Source organism: Chryseobacterium sp. Marseille-Q3244 (assembly GCF_940807095.1).
Classification (GTDB): domain Bacteria; phylum Bacteroidota; class Bacteroidia; order Flavobacteriales; family Weeksellaceae; genus Chryseobacterium.
The window spans coordinates 20,446-35,770 of record NZ_CALNWX010000023.1 but is presented as its reverse complement, the minus strand read 5'-3'; the positions used below and the strand labels follow the sequence as shown (position 1 = coordinate 35,770).

Annotated in this window: 21 protein-coding genes; 13 read left to right on the top strand and 8 right to left on the bottom strand. The window is 37.0% G+C overall.

Annotated elements, in window-relative coordinates; genetic code table 11:
- Nucleotides 1–3: 3 nt before the first annotated feature.
- Nucleotides 4–1,743 carry an amidohydrolase gene (locus NBX25_RS23295; RefSeq protein ID WP_250255652.1) on the bottom strand — a complete coding sequence of 580 codons (1,740 nt, stop codon included), beginning with the start codon at nucleotides 1,741–1,743 and terminating at the stop codon, nucleotides 4–6.
- 235 nt (nucleotides 1,744–1,978) lie between these two features.
- A complete protein-coding gene (locus NBX25_RS23290; RefSeq protein ID WP_250255650.1) occupies nucleotides 1,979–3,487 on the bottom strand; it encodes a hypothetical protein in 1,509 nt (502 codons plus the stop codon).
- 411 nt (nucleotides 3,488–3,898) lie between these two features.
- Between NBX25_RS23290 and NBX25_RS23285 the strand changes: the two genes are divergently transcribed.
- The 11 genes from NBX25_RS23285 to NBX25_RS23235 all read left to right on the top strand — a co-directional run bounded on the left by NBX25_RS23285 (nucleotide 3,899) and on the right by NBX25_RS23235 (nucleotide 8,868).
- Nucleotides 3,899–4,114, top strand: a complete 216-nt coding sequence (locus NBX25_RS23285; protein WP_047400697.1) for a RebB family R body protein — start codon at nucleotides 3,899–3,901, stop codon at nucleotides 4,112–4,114.
- A 17-nt stretch (nucleotides 4,115–4,131) separates the two neighbouring features.
- The gene (locus NBX25_RS23280) at nucleotides 4,132–4,650 is read left to right on the top strand and encodes a hypothetical protein (RefSeq protein WP_250255648.1); all 519 of its coding nucleotides are present in this window, start codon (nucleotides 4,132–4,134) and stop codon (nucleotides 4,648–4,650) included.
- A 211-nt stretch (nucleotides 4,651–4,861) separates the two neighbouring features.
- Complete coding sequence (locus NBX25_RS23275) at nucleotides 4,862–5,686, top strand: hypothetical protein (RefSeq protein WP_123910781.1); 825 nt, start codon at nucleotides 4,862–4,864, stop codon at nucleotides 5,684–5,686.
- A 28-nt stretch (nucleotides 5,687–5,714) separates the two neighbouring features.
- Nucleotides 5,715–6,095, top strand: a complete 381-nt coding sequence (locus tag NBX25_RS23270; protein ID WP_123910780.1) for a hypothetical protein — start codon at nucleotides 5,715–5,717, stop codon at nucleotides 6,093–6,095.
- Between the two features lie 23 nt (nucleotides 6,096–6,118).
- Nucleotides 6,119–6,346 (top strand): RebB family R body protein, encoded by a 228-nt coding sequence (locus NBX25_RS23265; RefSeq protein ID WP_250255646.1) that lies wholly within the window; start codon nucleotides 6,119–6,121, stop codon nucleotides 6,344–6,346.
- A gap of 479 nt (nucleotides 6,347–6,825) precedes the next feature.
- On the top strand, nucleotides 6,826–7,086 hold the full coding sequence (locus tag NBX25_RS23260; protein ID WP_123910778.1) for a RebB family R body protein: 261 nt from the start codon (nucleotides 6,826–6,828) through the stop codon (nucleotides 7,084–7,086).
- 72 nt (nucleotides 7,087–7,158) lie between these two features.
- A complete protein-coding gene (locus tag NBX25_RS23255) occupies nucleotides 7,159–7,416 on the top strand; it encodes a RebB family R body protein (RefSeq protein WP_164464463.1) in 258 nt (85 codons plus the stop codon).
- Between the two features lie 82 nt (nucleotides 7,417–7,498).
- Nucleotides 7,499–7,777, top strand: coding sequence for a RebB family R body protein (locus NBX25_RS23250; protein ID WP_123910776.1), 279 nt, complete (start codon nucleotides 7,499–7,501; stop codon nucleotides 7,775–7,777).
- A gap of 85 nt (nucleotides 7,778–7,862) precedes the next feature.
- The gene (locus NBX25_RS23245; RefSeq protein ID WP_123856959.1) at nucleotides 7,863–8,141 is read left to right on the top strand and encodes a RebB family R body protein; all 279 of its coding nucleotides are present in this window, start codon (nucleotides 7,863–7,865) and stop codon (nucleotides 8,139–8,141) included.
- A gap of 85 nt (nucleotides 8,142–8,226) precedes the next feature.
- Entirely contained in the window at nucleotides 8,227–8,505 is a 279-nt protein-coding gene (locus tag NBX25_RS23240) for a RebB family R body protein (RefSeq protein WP_123910775.1), read from the top strand.
- An 84-nt stretch (nucleotides 8,506–8,589) separates the two neighbouring features.
- Entirely contained in the window at nucleotides 8,590–8,868 is a 279-nt protein-coding gene (locus NBX25_RS23235; RefSeq protein WP_123910774.1) for a RebB family R body protein, read from the top strand.
- A 67-nt stretch (nucleotides 8,869–8,935) separates the two neighbouring features.
- Here NBX25_RS23235 and NBX25_RS23230 read toward each other — a convergent pair whose 3' ends face one another.
- From NBX25_RS23230 to NBX25_RS23215, 4 genes are all read right to left on the bottom strand, one after another.
- Nucleotides 8,936–9,613 (bottom strand): response regulator transcription factor, encoded by a 678-nt coding sequence (locus tag NBX25_RS23230; RefSeq protein ID WP_250255644.1) that lies wholly within the window; start codon nucleotides 9,611–9,613, stop codon nucleotides 8,936–8,938.
- A 7-nt stretch (nucleotides 9,614–9,620) separates the two neighbouring features.
- On the bottom strand, nucleotides 9,621–10,190 hold the full coding sequence (locus tag NBX25_RS23225) for a sensor histidine kinase (RefSeq protein ID WP_250255669.1): 570 nt from the start codon (nucleotides 10,188–10,190) through the stop codon (nucleotides 9,621–9,623).
- 149 nt (nucleotides 10,191–10,339) lie between these two features.
- A complete protein-coding gene (locus NBX25_RS23220) occupies nucleotides 10,340–10,960 on the bottom strand; it encodes a hypothetical protein (RefSeq protein ID WP_123910771.1) in 621 nt (206 codons plus the stop codon).
- Nucleotides 10,961–10,970: 10 nt separating this feature from the next.
- Nucleotides 10,971–11,684 carry a hypothetical protein gene (locus NBX25_RS23215; protein WP_250255642.1) on the bottom strand — a complete coding sequence of 238 codons (714 nt, stop codon included), beginning with the start codon at nucleotides 11,682–11,684 and terminating at the stop codon, nucleotides 10,971–10,973.
- Nucleotides 11,685–11,874: 190 nt separating this feature from the next.
- Here NBX25_RS23215 and NBX25_RS23210 point away from each other — a divergent pair, with 190 nt between their 5' ends.
- Nucleotides 11,875–12,738, top strand: a complete 864-nt coding sequence (locus NBX25_RS23210) for a helix-turn-helix domain-containing protein (RefSeq protein ID WP_250255639.1) — start codon at nucleotides 11,875–11,877, stop codon at nucleotides 12,736–12,738.
- Between the two features lie 156 nt (nucleotides 12,739–12,894).
- On the top strand, nucleotides 12,895–13,617 hold the full coding sequence (locus NBX25_RS23205) for an FAD-binding oxidoreductase (protein ID WP_250255637.1): 723 nt from the start codon (nucleotides 12,895–12,897) through the stop codon (nucleotides 13,615–13,617).
- Nucleotides 13,618–13,681: 64 nt separating this feature from the next.
- Here the strand turns inward: NBX25_RS23205 and NBX25_RS23200 are convergent, their stop codons facing one another.
- Nucleotides 13,682–14,260, bottom strand: coding sequence for an NAD(P)H-dependent oxidoreductase (locus tag NBX25_RS23200; protein ID WP_250255635.1), 579 nt, complete (start codon nucleotides 14,258–14,260; stop codon nucleotides 13,682–13,684).
- A complete protein-coding gene (locus tag NBX25_RS23195) occupies nucleotides 14,257–15,282 on the bottom strand; it encodes a saccharopine dehydrogenase family protein (RefSeq protein ID WP_250255633.1) in 1,026 nt (341 codons plus the stop codon). Before NBX25_RS23195 ends, NBX25_RS23200 begins: the two co-directional genes overlap by 4 nt.
- Between the last annotated feature and the right edge of the window lie 43 nt (nucleotides 15,283–15,325).

The window sequence follows — 15,325 nt, the reverse complement described above, 5'->3', positions numbered from 1 at the left end:
CTATTATTTTTTATATACCTGCACGCCGTCTTTATAAGTTTCCATAACACTTATTTCCTTAATGGTAAAAGGATCTACTTTAACAGGATTTTTATCCAGAATAACAAGATCTGCTCTTTTATTTTTCTCTAGCGTTCCTTTCTCTTTTTCTTCTCCCCATTGCCATGCAGCATTGATAGTGATTGCTTTAAGAGCTTCATAAGGACTGATCCGAAACTCCGGCCCCAGTATATATCCGGAACGTGTTTTTCTGTTTACTGCTGCATATACCGCAGTAATCAAATCGGGAGGAGTGACCGGCGAATCATGATGAATGGTAAATAGTATTTTCTGATCCAACCCCTCTTTCAAAGGGCTTATCCTTCTTGCTCTTTCTTCCCCAAGCACATTGGAACGGTGCCAGTCTCCCCATAGGTAAACATGTGTAGGAAACCAGCTTGGCATTATTCCTATCTGTTTATAACGGGGAACCTGGTCTTTGCGGCATACCTGACTATGGATAAGAACACAGCGCATATCTTTTGTAAGCAGCTTTTCTTTTTTAAGACGTTCCAGTAAGTTAAGGCCTTCATCTATTGCTGCGTCTCCATTACAGTGAATATGAACCTGCATTCCCTGCTGAAAGATCGCTTTTAGTCCTTTATAAGCGGCTTCTGTTGAATAGATTGGCTGTCCCCGGAATCCTTGCTTTTCTCCTTCCGGCGCCACCAGATAAGGTTTTGTAAGCCAGGCTGATTTACCTTGTGGAGAGCCATCAAAAGTCATTTTTATACCTCCTATCTTAATATGCCCATTGTACTTTTTATAGAATTGTTTCCAATGTGTCAGTTTATCGGCATTCAAGTCATAATCCGGCATAATGATATAATCACCTTTCAACAATCCTTTCTTGTCTGCATCCATAATATTATCAATATTATCCGGCGCAGCACGTCCTTCACATATGGTAGTCTGTCCATCGGCAAACCAGGCTTTTTCTGCGGCAAGTAAAGATTTGTACTTATCGCTTTCTGCAGGTTTCGGAAGCTGTGTTATTACATATTGTAAGCTATTGATATTGGCATTCTCCTGCATTTTTCCTGTAAGCTGCTTGGTAGCCGGATCTTTGCCAATGATTCCTCCGACAGGATTCGGAGTATCATATGTGATATTCATATTTTTCAGCAATAAAGAATTAGCAACTCCCATATGCCCTGAAGTATGTTCTATATAAATTGGATTAACAGACGAGACTTCATCCAACTCCTGAGCTGTCGGGTGACGGTGTTCTTCCATTATGGCATCATCGTAACCATTTCCAACAATCATAGTTCCGGCAGGAATTTTATTTTCGGCTATATAATCTTTGAGAACCTTCTGTAGCTGCGGAATTGACATTACCTTTCCGTAAGGCTCAGGCTGCAGATCGATCATCTGTAAAGCAAATCCATATTGCGAAATATGACCGTGGGCATCTATAAAACCTGGCATCAGCGTACGGCCTGCAAGATCGGTTACCTGTGTTTTATTTCCTTTAAGGGCCATAGCCTTATCTTTTTCTCCTGCAAAGACAATTTTTCCGTCTTTTACGACGAGAGCTTCTACATAGGCAGCTTCTTTACCTGCCATTGTGAGGATATCACCGTTGTAAAAGATCTGATCTGCATCATTCTTTGCATTGCATCCAGTGAGCATAAATGAGGATACTGATGCTAAGACAAAAAAGAGCCATAATTTCATGATTGAATGAGGGGTTTTCAACATAATGTATTGGTTTTAAAGTTTAATTAGATCATTTATTATAATTCTAAATATAGTGATTTTTAACCGTTATTACCTTAAAATCCGGAACAGATTATATCTGCCTGGATTTCGGTGTATAGTCATATAAAGTTAGGTACCTGATTATCGTGCTGCAAAACAGAGAATAAAATCCCCATAGGAAAACTGTGGAAATACGAATTTTAATCTGTTAGTATTGTCTTTGATTTTAAAAATATCAGGAAGGCTGAGTTGCTAATTCTTCAAATAGTTTATTTCTTTCATTCTGATCCAAACCTTCGGTATGCTCCTTTGAATAATGTTTCTCTTGTCGTATAATTCTATCTTCAATTCCATTCCAATCTGCAGGGCGTAAATATTGATTAAAGAGAATATCCAAATCTGTATCATTAAATCCTCTTAAGTACTTATCACGAATCTCATCAGGTTTTTGGGCTCCACCTTTATTACCAGGAGTAAAATCTGGCCGCCTCCATTTTTCTACTTCATCTTTCCCCCATTTAATTCTCTCTCTTTTTACTTCTTTTAATTCTTTGTTATAGGTGTTTTTAAAATTTTTCCTAGCTTTTTCATCCATGACACTTATTCTCCTTCTGACTTCTTCATCTATTGCATCTTTATCAATTGCATTGCTATTGATTTCCAACTTTTTATCCTGAAGAAACTTCCCTGTTCTTGTAGGAAGGTCAATCAACTGGATCCGTTCATATCCAATTGTCAATCTCTCATCTTCGGGAATACTTTTATCCATAAGGCTTTCACGGCGGTCATTCCATGCAGTCATTCTATATCCACCTTTACTTTCATCTCCTGCTCTTTTACCTTCTTCCATATATCTGACCTGATATCCTAACATTGCCATCACTTCAAGGTTTCCACTTCTGAATCCCAGATGCTTTACATCCTTAAAATTGTTCTGAAAATATTCATACAGCTTAAATTGTCCCACGCGGGTATTCCCGTCCCATTTTGGAAGATCATTTGAATTTTCATCATTCCAGAATTCAGTGATGTTAAAAACTTTGGAAGCGTTTACCTCATTGGCAATTTCGTCAAACTGATGCCCTCTTTTTTTAGAATCTCTTTTGCTTCTCAGGTCTTTTTCTCTTCTTTCTTCCTGATATCCTTTATCACCCGTAATAATTATGCCATCATACATATTCACTGCTCTCTTTACAATTTGTCTAATCCCGAAATAACTCGTGTCATGTTCTATATGAATATCACCGTTTTTGCCACTGAACCGTGACCATAAAATAAGTAAGCGGCCTCCAGTAATGGGTATCCCTTTTTCTGTCAACCATTTTTCTATAGCTTTATCTTCACCGTTACAGCTATTAACCTTCCATGCGTTTCTTACCTTTCTCTTCATGCTTTTTGAAAATTTTCTTGCAACGTAATCAGTTCCATAATCAATCCTTCCTATTACTTGAAATCTAGCAACTTTCTCATTTAACTCTTCTTCATTTTCTCTTAACTTACTTACTTCCACAAGATGTATTCTCTTTTCAGCAATTCTGGAATCTTCATAAAATTTTTTAATAGAATCTGCCTTATCTGTAGGATCATTACAATTCTCATCACCTTTTGAAATGACTACATGAAGTTCATCATCATCAATTAAAGCAGCGGCAATCGCAAACATATCTCCTGTTGCATATCCAGGCTGAATGAGTACTTTAGGTTTTATTATTGATTCTCCACTTTGATTATTTGTTCTTTCCATACTGTTGATTATTAAATAGGTTATTGCACAAATTTCAAGGTAAAGCTCATGGCAGAATAGAGGGGATATCCCCATTTTTAGAAATTCAGGGTTTACTCTTAGTATCAGATCGTTTTAGTATATATAGCTATTAACTTATGGAGTACCAGTCCTATAAAGATCACTACATATTATAAGGATGTTTCATTTTTTATTAAAAAAATCACTCATGGGAGAATTCCCTTATTTTTAAAAATTCAGTCTTTTCCCTTAATGAAGATTTATTTTTATTAATGAAATTTGTATCAGACAAAAGAGGTCAACAATCTCATTCTGAATACTCAGCCGAAAAAAGAATGGTTGGATTGAAAGAATAATCTTTGAAAAAAGATCGTGAAAGTTAAAATAATAATAACCATTTAAACCCAAAATATGGCAGACACCGTAAACAATCAGACTACAGACGCCGTAACGCAGACGAATGTTACCGTGCTGGGTGAGTCTCCCGCACAGGCCATGAGTATGCTTTACCAGATGGCTACCCATGCCAGTGGAATTTCCATTCAGAATTCGGTAACCAATCAGCAGAACTTGAATCAGCTCAACCCTGCAATTGTTGCTGATGCCATTAAAATCTTAAAAGGATAATCTAAAACCTTTCCATCATGAATGAACTTAACAGTGAAAAAACACAATCTCAGGCAGTGGAAGCCATTACTCCGGCAGAGAAAGCTGTAGTATTTGTGAACAGTGAGGTACTTGCACCTCCTAAAGCTTCCCCGATGACCGGAGTTACCAAAGTAATGATTGAACAGTCTACAGGAATGATGGTTCAGGATTTACAGTCTTTTTTAAAAGGATTTGAGCAGGTAGGTCTTATCGCATTAAGCAGACTTGCCAATAATTTACTCACCTATGGAACCACTTTCGGGCCGGCACCGGGGAGTAAAGAGGCATCAACCCACCCAACAGAACAGTTGCAGGGCCAGGATGCGGGAAAAGGAAATGAAATGATGAAAGACTTATTTAAAATGGTAAGTGATTATGCGGAAGTAAAAGCTAAAGTTTCCAATACTATTTATAATGTTAACACCCTTCCTGTTTCCAACGAAGCCCCTTCCACTCCTACTTCTTTTACAGAAGTTCCTAACAGGACTGAGGAGAGCGAAAAAAAAAACGGATAACTCATTCGGTTCAGGAAAAAACCTCATCAGAAAAAGAAAATATGAAAAAAAACTTTATCACGGCTGCACATGAGGGAAAATTAGTATTGAAGTCAGTAAAACTGACACAGCCACTCGTAAAACCAGTAATTACTTCGGGAGAACCTGAAGAACAAACAGACAAAAAAACAATAATAACCCAACTCATTAACAAATTCAAAAATAATAAGACATGAATTATTCCTCAGTAACCAAACCTGCTAAAATTTTAAATCTAGCCAGTTTAAGTGATTTAAATGAACGTCTTTATCTGACCAGGGCTCATGATAATTCTTATCTGGATACAAAAAGTACAGATCACAAAAGAACTGAAAATAATGCAGATCGTTTTGTATTCAATCTTCAGACATCAGACATCAACATTCAGCCCACGGTAAGATTGGTGAATTGTAAAAGCCTCAGGAAGTATACTAACTATCAATGTTTTGTAGTAGAGCCCAAAGAAAAATCTACAGGGATAGCTGTTGTCATGATAAAACTGGATGATCCCAAATCTTTTTACTGTAATGTAAGAATCCTCCCTCTTACTGCGCTCAGTGATATTGCAGCTCCGGAATCTGATTCAAAATTACTTACCATCAATCTTGAAAAAGCAAAATGGATCCTCAAAACGGATATTACGATTACTCCCTCTGATACAGGAGAAGCCTTATATTCTGTACATGATGTGGATGTATCAGCGGTTTCAGATTTAATTACTCCCGAGCAAACTGTAGAATTGAAAAGGGAACTGGAGTTTCAGGTTTCGAGACTGATTGCTCACTATTTTCAGCAAATTCTAAGTATTATAGCGAACGAAGCAACTGAGAACCATCCTAAAAATTCTTACTTTCAGAGTGATTATATTCTAACGCTTCCTCAAAATCAGTTAAAAGAAATGCTTTCAGCTAATGCTATTTCGGCGTGTATTGCACTGGAAGCAGTTGGATATACTGTTATTCAGGATCTCAATCGGGATTGGAGAGCGGCGGCAGCATTCATTAATTATTTACTGTAATTCTCTTTCAATCATAAAAGACACTCTTATGAATAGAAAAGTTCCCAAAAAGACTCCTGTGCCTCAACGGCCCGCAGCAGTAACTGAACCTGAGATGGTTCAGGAAGAGATTATGCCTTTTGTTTTGAGGCATGAAGACGAAATCGTTAATTATATTAAAGAAAAAGCGATCAAAGAGACCATGAAATCACTGGCTCCTTTGCTTGGAAAGCTCGAAGAAGCTGTTAAACAGCAGGAAGCGGCTCCTGCTCCGGTAGCAACAACTCCTACTGAAGTGCCTTCCATGAATTATGAAGAACAACTGAAAAAGCTTCAGGAAGCCTCAACAGCAAAATTAAGACAGAAAGAGATAAAAATCGTGGACAGGATGAATAAACTGAATGCAAGGTTTGGTAATATCCGTCCATAAATCTTCAAACATCAATAGTAATTATGAACGAAATCAATACAATAATCACAGGAATGTCCACCGCTGTACCTCAGGCTATTTCTGCACAGGTAAGTGCCCATTCTACAGGATTAATGCAGATCAACTCTGTATTGAACCAGCAAAGGGACTCTATGATGGGAATGACCAATTATGTCATGGGAATGAAAAAAATGAGTTCCGGAAAACTGAAATACAGAGAATTGGGAATTTTAAAAAAAGGAAAATTGTAATCCCAATTTTTTAATACTACGGATGCGGTTTATTTTCCTGTAATCATAAGATCCGGTGCTATCCATATATACAATCAGGTCAACGTCAATTTTTGCACCGTCTTCAGATGCTGTCAATCTCAAAAGCAATCATTCAGAATCCATTTTCCAGCCCAAAGGAAACTAACATTGCCAGCAAATGTATCACAGGAATTCATTTTTAAGACAGATATTAAAAATGGCAGCCGCATCCTTTTTTCAACATGACTCTTTGCATGTTGAGCTTAAAAAAATATGCTTTAAACCCCACAGATTTTACAGGTAATGGTTTCAACCATTGTAATGAGAATCACCCTTCAGATCTAATCATCAATTAACAGTCTATATCAATGCCTTTGAAATCTATTTCATCTGCAGGATCTGTTGTGGGTTTAAAAATATAATAGAAAACCTTAATAATTATTAACCGAGATCAAATCTCAAAAAAAACAATCACAACTATGGCAACAGTCAATGAACAAATCACAGACGCAGTAACGCAGTCCAACGTAAAAGTAGTGGGAGAATCTCCTGCAATGGCTTTAAGCAATGTATATCAATCTGCCGCACATTCAACAGGTATTATGTTTGAAAATGCGGTGACAAATCAGAACCAACAAAATATCTTAGGTCAGGCAGCAACCACTCAGGGAATTCTGCAGATCTATAGCCTGGATACGGTAGCAGATGCGGTTTCTATTGCTAAGATTCTAAGACCTTAATATTTTTAGATCAAAAATTTATTCTCTCAGCCGGAAAATCCGGTTGTCTCTAACCTATAAACAATAATCATTATGTCAGTAAACGGACAAATCACAGACGCAGTAACGCAATCCAATGTAAAAGTAGTCGCAGAATCTCCTGCAATCGCTTTAAGTAACGTGTATCAAACAGCTGCCCATTCTACAGGAATTATGTTTGAAAATGCAATTAATGCTCAAAATCAGCATAATATCTTAACCCAGGCAGCAACAACGCAGGGGGTCACTCAAATTTACAGCAAAGACACCATCGCTGATGCGATTTCTATTGCTAAAATCCTCAACCCGTAATTCATTTTTGCAAAAAGCAGAATATCATTCTAACCACCGGAAAAGCCGGTTGTTTTTTAAACTCAAATAAACAATAATCATTATGGCAAACGAAAAAGCTGGAACAACAGTAAACGAACAAATCACAGATGCAGTAACACAATCTAACGTAAAAGTAGTCGCAGAATCTCCTGCTGTAGCTTTAAGTAACGTGTATCAATCTGCAGCGCATTCTACAGGAATCATGTTTGAAAATGCGGTGAATTCACAAAACCAACAAAATATTTTAACGCAAGCTGCAACTACCCAAGGAATTTCTCAGATCTACAGTCTGGATACCATTGCAGATGCGGTTTCTATCGCTAAAGTCCTTAATCCGTAATCCATTTTTTGCAATCAGCAAATATCATTTATCCGAACAACCGGAAAAGCCGGTTGTTTTTAAACCCCAATAAACAATAATTATCATGGCAAACGAAAAAGCTGGAACAACAGTAAACGAACAAATCACAGACGCAGTAACGCAATCCAACGTAAAAGTAGTCGCAGAATCACCTGCAATGGCATTAAGTAATGTGTATCAATCTGCTGCACACTCTACAGGAATCATGTTTGAAAATGCAGTCAATTCACAAAACCAACAAAATATTTTAACGCAAGCTGCAACTACCCAAGGAATTTCTCAGATCTATAGTCTGGATACCATTGCAGATGCGGTTTCTATCGCTAGAGTCCTTAATCCGTAATCCATTTTTTGCAATCAGCAAATATCATTTATCCGAACAGCCGGAAAAGCCGGCTGTTTTTAAACCCCAATAAACAATAATCATCATGGCAAACGAAAAAGCTGGAACAACAGTAAACGAACAAATCACAGACGCAGTAACGCAATCTAACGTAAAAGTAGTCGCAGAATCACCTGCAATGGCATTAAGTAACGTGTATCAATCTGCTGCACACTCTACAGGAATTATGTTTGAAAATGCAGTGAATTCTCAGAACCAACAAAACATAGTTACCCAGGCAGCTACCACCCAGGGAATTTCTCAGATCTACAGTCTGGACACTATCGCTGATGCGGTTTCAATGGCTAAGATCCTTAATCCGTAATTCATTTTTGTTAAAAGCAAAATTTCATTATCCAAACAACCGGAAAATCCGGTTGTTTTTAACCCCAAATAAACAATCATTATTATGGCTAACGAAAAAACCGGAACAACAGTAAACGAGCAAATCACAGACGCAGTAACGCAGTCTAACGTAAAAGTAGTCGCAGAATCGCCTGCAATGGCACTCAGTAATGTCTATCAATCCGCAGCACATTCTACTGGAATTATGTTTGAAAATGCAGTGAACGCACAGAACCAGCAGAATATTTTAGGTCAGGCAGCCACTACACAAGGGGTAATTCAGATCTACAGCCTGGATACTTTAGCCGACGCAGTCTCTATTGCTAAGGTATTAAATCCTTAATTATAGTGTGTTTTTTAGATTTCTTGTGATCAGGGAGTGCATTAATGTGCTCCCTGATTCTTTATGGTTATTTATCAAACAATACGATTTCATTGGCATCAATGATGTTATTTTGTATGGCATATATTACCAATCCGGCCATATTTTTCACTCCTGTTTTAATCATGAGGTTGGTCTTATGGGTTTCCACCGTTTTTGGGGAAATAAACAGGGAGTCTGCAATTTCCTTAGTGCTTAGCTGCTGGCAAACCAATCGTAAAACATCAACTTCCCTATCGGTTAGTTCATTTTTAGAAAAAGCATGAAACTCCGGAAGTTTATTGGAAAACTGATTCCGCATGACATCAATCTGTTCGTTGGAGAAATAATGTCCGGTATTGTAAACAGTGTTGATAACCACTAACAGTTCCTCCAGTTCAATTTCTTTGGATAAAAAAGCATGAGCTCCCATTTTAAGCATCTGCCCCATAAAAGAACGTCTGTAGAAGCTGGAAAGCACTATAATCCTGGTTTCAATCTCTTTTTTTGACAAGGCGGCCATCACTTCAAGCCCATCCCCGTTGGCCATCTTTAAATCCAGAATCAAGATATCCGGGACAGCCTCCTCCTCAGTGAGATACTGATTTCCACCGGTTGATGTAAGGATAACTTGATAATCCCCATTAGTTTCAATATAATTTTTTAAAAGCTGTACAAACAGCAGGTCATCATCTACAATGCCAATTTTAATTTTTGAGTGTTCCATGTTTATTTTATTGTATGGCCATACAGGCTATAAATTTTGTTCCTTTTTCAGGCTGTGTTTTAAGTTTATAATTGATTTTAATTTTTTGTGCCCGCGACTTAATATTCCTCAGGCCAATACCTCCGGATTGATTTCCTATAATGAAACCTCTCCCATTGTCTTCAATGGTAAGCATCAGATAATTCAGAGAGATTCTCAATGAAACCTCGATCCTGGTTGCTTCAGCGTGTTTCAGAATATTAGTAACAAGCTCCTGAACAATTCGGAAAAGGTTTAATTTTACCAGGTTACTTATAGGTATCCCTATCGTAATAGCATGAAAAATTACTTCTATATTTTTATTAATCTGTTCAAGGTAATCTTCAAGCAAATTTGCCAGATCAATCTCATTAAGATCCGGAGGCGTAAGATTATGTGACAGTTCACGAATCAGCTGCATGGACCTTTTTAAATCCCGGCTGAGTTCTTCCGGCTTTTTTTCATTAAGATTCAAGCGAATAAGGTTCAGCTGAGAAATAATATTATCATGAAGTTCTTCCGCCAGACGTTCCCTATCCTGTTCCTGTAGAAGCAGCATATTCTCCAAGTATTCTTTTTGGGTATTACGGACCAGCTGAGAAACTTTCTTCTTGTTTCTTTTTATGCTTTTTAGATAGTTAATAACCAATAGCGTAATTAATAACGTTGTTAAAAAAAACAGTCCAATACCGATCCATATCCATATAACTATCTGATCCTGATTCTCCCAACGCCACATCCCAGATTAATAAAAGCAATATAAAAAGACAATAATAAAACGCCTCTAAAAAGCCAAATGGGCGCTACCCAGTTCAGATGGTTGCTGATTAAAAAATTAAACGCAGTGGATATGAGGCATTCGACAGAAAAAAATAAAAAAACAATGACATTAACAATGAACATGTTCTTTTCTACCCGTCCTTCTCTGATGATCTTCATAAAATAACAGGCTGCATAGCTGCAAATAATAATACTGGTTATAATATTGGAATAAAAAGTAACCCGTATATCATTTTGTACATACAGTAGATTCCCCATCAAAACCAATCCAGCATACCCATAGATAATCCATCTTACTTCACGGGAAAGCTGAATATAATAATTGTTATAGATCACTGTAAGAATCATCAAACCAAAAAACTGGCTCAATGCATAATTATAAGTGTTGAGGGTATTGAACTTCATCATCCGGTCAATCAAATCCGTCAGTTCCAGAATCAGCTCTCCTGAAAGAAGTATCATCACAGGAAGTTTTGTTTTTACCCATTCTTTTATCAACATGGTCAATCCTACCAGCAGGACCAGATTAATAATAATTTGAAGATACAAGGACAGGCTGTTATACGAGAACACTATTGATTTGCTTCAAAAGTTGATAATCATTGAGAGTATCAACGCTGAACGGAGGTCTTGGAGTAGAATAATTTTCCGCTGTTTCACTCATATGACTAATCGCAAGGCTCTTTACGGTAATAATTTCTATATGGTAAGGAAAATCCGAATCTTTCTTTTCCATATCTTCAGTAAGCCCAAAAAAGCTGGTACAGGTTTGCGCCCCTTCAATCCCCATTCTTTCATAATCTGAAAAAGGAATTGATACCAACTGGAAAAAATCTTCCTCTTTCTGAGACTGCAGCCAGGCTGTACCGAACATATTCCATCTGAAGTTACGGTTAATGGCAGACTCAGCAGTAATCGGAGGGAGAGGATTCACCACCATATCAGTGCTGCTTTCAATCTTCGCTTCTGTAAAATCACGTAAAAAATCTTTCATGATAATGGTACTAAAATTGGCGTCTTTATCACTTTTAGAATCAATCAGAAAAAACTTCAGCTGTTTTTCATGTATACCCATGTAAGCATGAATTCTTTTCAGATCTTCCTTTTCAAGATTCATTCTCCATTGTTCAATTTCTTTTCCCGAAACGCTGAAATGAGTCCCTTGATTTAAATAATTCAAAATTTCGGCTCCATTCGCATCATTGTCGATTGTATAAGAATCGACTAGGTTTTTCCAGGTTCTCAAGGCTTCAAAGATGTTTTCCGTGGTCATGATAATAAATATTTTTGAATGATAATTATTTTATGAGTTGAAATTTACAAAAAAAATGCACTGATATCTATTTTAAATCACATTTGAGTGTAAAATACTATATAATTGAATGAAAGTTAATATTCTTTTGTTTTTTATAAAACAAGATCAAATCACCTGGTATTTCGTAGCTTTGTGAAACCCTTAAAAGATGAAGCATTCCATTCCAACTTACGATTTAAGTGATATTTCCAAGCACCGTTTCCATATAAAAAGGATGGACCGGAATACCTATCATGCAGAGGATATTCTTATAGATAAAGGAATACATCGCGACAGCCATTACATTTTTACTTTCATGGAGAGTGGGCATGTAAAGATGATGGTTGATTTCAATATCATTGAAGCTAAAAGCTCTACTATTTTCTGTGTGTTACCTGGGCAGGTGCATCAAGGTCTTTTAATGGACAAAGTAAACGGTTGGTTTGTAGCAATAAAGTCTGATTTGGTTCCGGATACCGTACGCTCCGTTTTTGAGGAGTCTCTGGAAGAAATACAACCTCTGACAGTGGACAAAATATGGGTAGAAAAGCTTAGTAGTACTGCTGCTATACTTCATACTTTTTATAAGGATGAGATGCAGGCCTCCAAAGAAGGTTCTTTGGTCATTCAATCCTTATTGCATTCTTTTATAGGGATATTCGCCTTAATTTATTCAAAAGAAAACTCTTCTCAGATTGGTAATGAAAATCGTTCTTTACAATTGACACGGGAGTTTAAAATCATGGTTCGACAAAGCTACAAATCCGTGAAAAGTCCATCTGAATATGCAGAAAAATTAAATATCTCCAGGGGATATCTCACAGAAGCAATTCGTGAAGTGACGGGTAAACCCGCTCAGCATTGGATCCATCAGGAAATTATAATTGAAGCCAAGCGTCTACTTGCGTTTACCCACCTTACCGTAAAGGAAATTGCTTACGAATTGGGATACAACGACCATACCTATTTTAGCCGTTTGTTTTCAAAATTGGAAGATCAATCTCCTTCAGAGTTCAGGAATGCCAATAGATAACTAAACTTCGTTTTCTTCATTGCACCCAAGAATCATCCAGTCCTATTTTCTCTACTTCTTTCTTTCTCAACATCAACCACGAATAGTCCAACTATTCCCCTGAAACAGCTATCGGATGATTTTCTTTTTGATGCTTCCTTTGCAATAAAAAATATTATGCCCAGCTTGCCAAAATGGATCAATGATACTGTAGAAAATGTATTGTCCTCAAAGTTTAAAGAATGTACTGTTATTTCCATAGAACCGGTGGCCCAGAACCTTCGTCACATCCGTTTTTCTGCAGATTTACAAGACGTAGAATTTGAACCGGCTTATGCCATAGGAATCAGAATCAATGAAAGGGATTACCGCAATTATTCACCTTTCAATTTTAACAAAGATTCAGGAACTTTTGATGTCATCTTCCACATGCATGATCCGACTGCTGCAGGAAGTCATTTTGTAAACAGTCTTATCATTGGAGATTCTTTAAAAATATTAATGCCTAGAGGAAAGCGCTTCTTTGAACCTAATGCCAAAATTCATTTTTCTATTGGAGATGAAACTTCATTGGGAAGTTCTCTTTCCATCAAAGAGGCTGTTGAAGAAAATGGTTGTCAATTCATTTGTCTCCATGAACTGGAAGAAGCTTCTATGCTTGAAAACCTTAATTTATACGGATACCACACTCCTAAAAACAATACCATGAGACTCATAGAAGCCTTAAACGATTTTCTGATAGAAGAAAGGGAAACAATCTATAATGATGATGCTATTTTTTATCTTACAGGAAATGGTGAGCGTATGTCATTGATTAAAAAATTTCTTAAAGCCAAAGGAGTTTCTCCAAGATGTATCAGATCACAAGCGTATTGGATTGAAGGAAAAAAAGGATTGTAAAAGAAAGGAAACTGGAAATTATACAGTATTTATACGAATTTCCAGCTTCCATTTTTATTCGATTCTATTTCATTTTCTGGCCCAATGATTTTACGCTCTTCAGCCATGTTTTCCGCTGCCCTTCATTAGAAGTCCTGATAATGCCCAAATAGGTTACTTTAACCGGTTTTATTCCGCAGAATTCCAGCGTTGACTTTTTAAGTTGATTCACACTTGGTCTTCCATACATCAAACGGTAATACCAACCCGGTTGGTCAATTGTTGTAATAATATGGGCAGTTTTCCCTGTTAAAAGCTTATCCCACCATAAAGAATTTTCCCTGTATTTATAAGCCAAACCAGGTAGGAAAAGTCGATCTATAAAACCTTTCATAACCGCTGGTAGCCCTCCCCACCAGATAGGATGTATCCAAACCAGATGGTCAGCCCATTGAATACTCTCCCAGGCTTTCAGCAAGTCCGGCTCCAGCTCTATCCTCTTTTGATAGCCAAACTCTAGATTTGGATTAAAATTAAGATTTGCGATGATAATTTCTCTGATTTCTGCTCCTGCTTCTATCGCTCCGTTTTTATAGGCCTCTGCAACACCAAAATTGAAAGACTCTTTATTGGGATGCCCGTTAATAATGGTTATTTTTTTCATGGTATTATACGGGTATTAATGGTTTCATATGCATTAAGCTGAGCCAGTAATGATAAAGGTTCATGCAGCTGGTGACTGAAATACACATTATTTTCATGAGGGTTTCTCAGTAATTCCTCGGTATGTAAAACCGCAGATAATGCTGTTAACTCTGCCTGCCCCTTTGTACTTTGCAGACTTAACCTTTTTTGCCCGTTTTTACTTTCTACAACAACTTCAAATACAGCCTGGTCTCCATTTCCGCTTGATCCAAAAATCATTTTTCTTTCTTTTAAAGACAAAATATTAAAGATTCTTAGGTATTGAAAGCCCCCCAATAGCCAGGTAATAAACTTAGAATTATAGGTCATTTTTACACTTACATTGGGAATTCTTTCAATCCTATTCAGGATATACAGATCGGGAACATCAAAATTATACGCATTTCTTTTTCCGATTCCAAAAGAAAAATCAAAAGTTTCAGTATCTAAAAAATGTCTGATAGAATTAGGTTGATCATTTTTATAATCTTGAAAAGGAACTGCCACATTTTCTGCCATAAAATGGGCCGAGCTTTCCCCCGCCAGATCCTTAACAGAATAGTATACAAAGAGTTTTACTCCCTTAATATCATTTGTCTCTTTTGAAAGGACGCCCGCTAGCCCTGGTACAATTCCCCCCATCCATCCGGAACTGAAAACAATCCGACTGTTGATATCTGATTTTCCGGCAATATCATAAGCTCTTACCAATGCTGGAGTAGGTTTTGTGATATCCAGATAATCAATATGGTTTGTTATAGCATATTTCAAAACGTTATCTGATCTATCATTCACGGAAAGAATGATAAGTTTTATTTTTTTATCAGTGATAACCTGAAAAGAACCGGGATCAGTAACATCAATTGTAAGATGTTTATCTGTACTTCCGCCTTTACGTCCTCCAATAAAAATATTGAAATGAGGGTTTCTCTTGTGTAAAATACGGGCAATCGTTTTGCCTACCAATCCATTTCCTCCGATAATCAGAATATTGTGCTCCATTTATTTTTTTTGACAAAATTATAGAGCTGGCAAGTCAATAAAC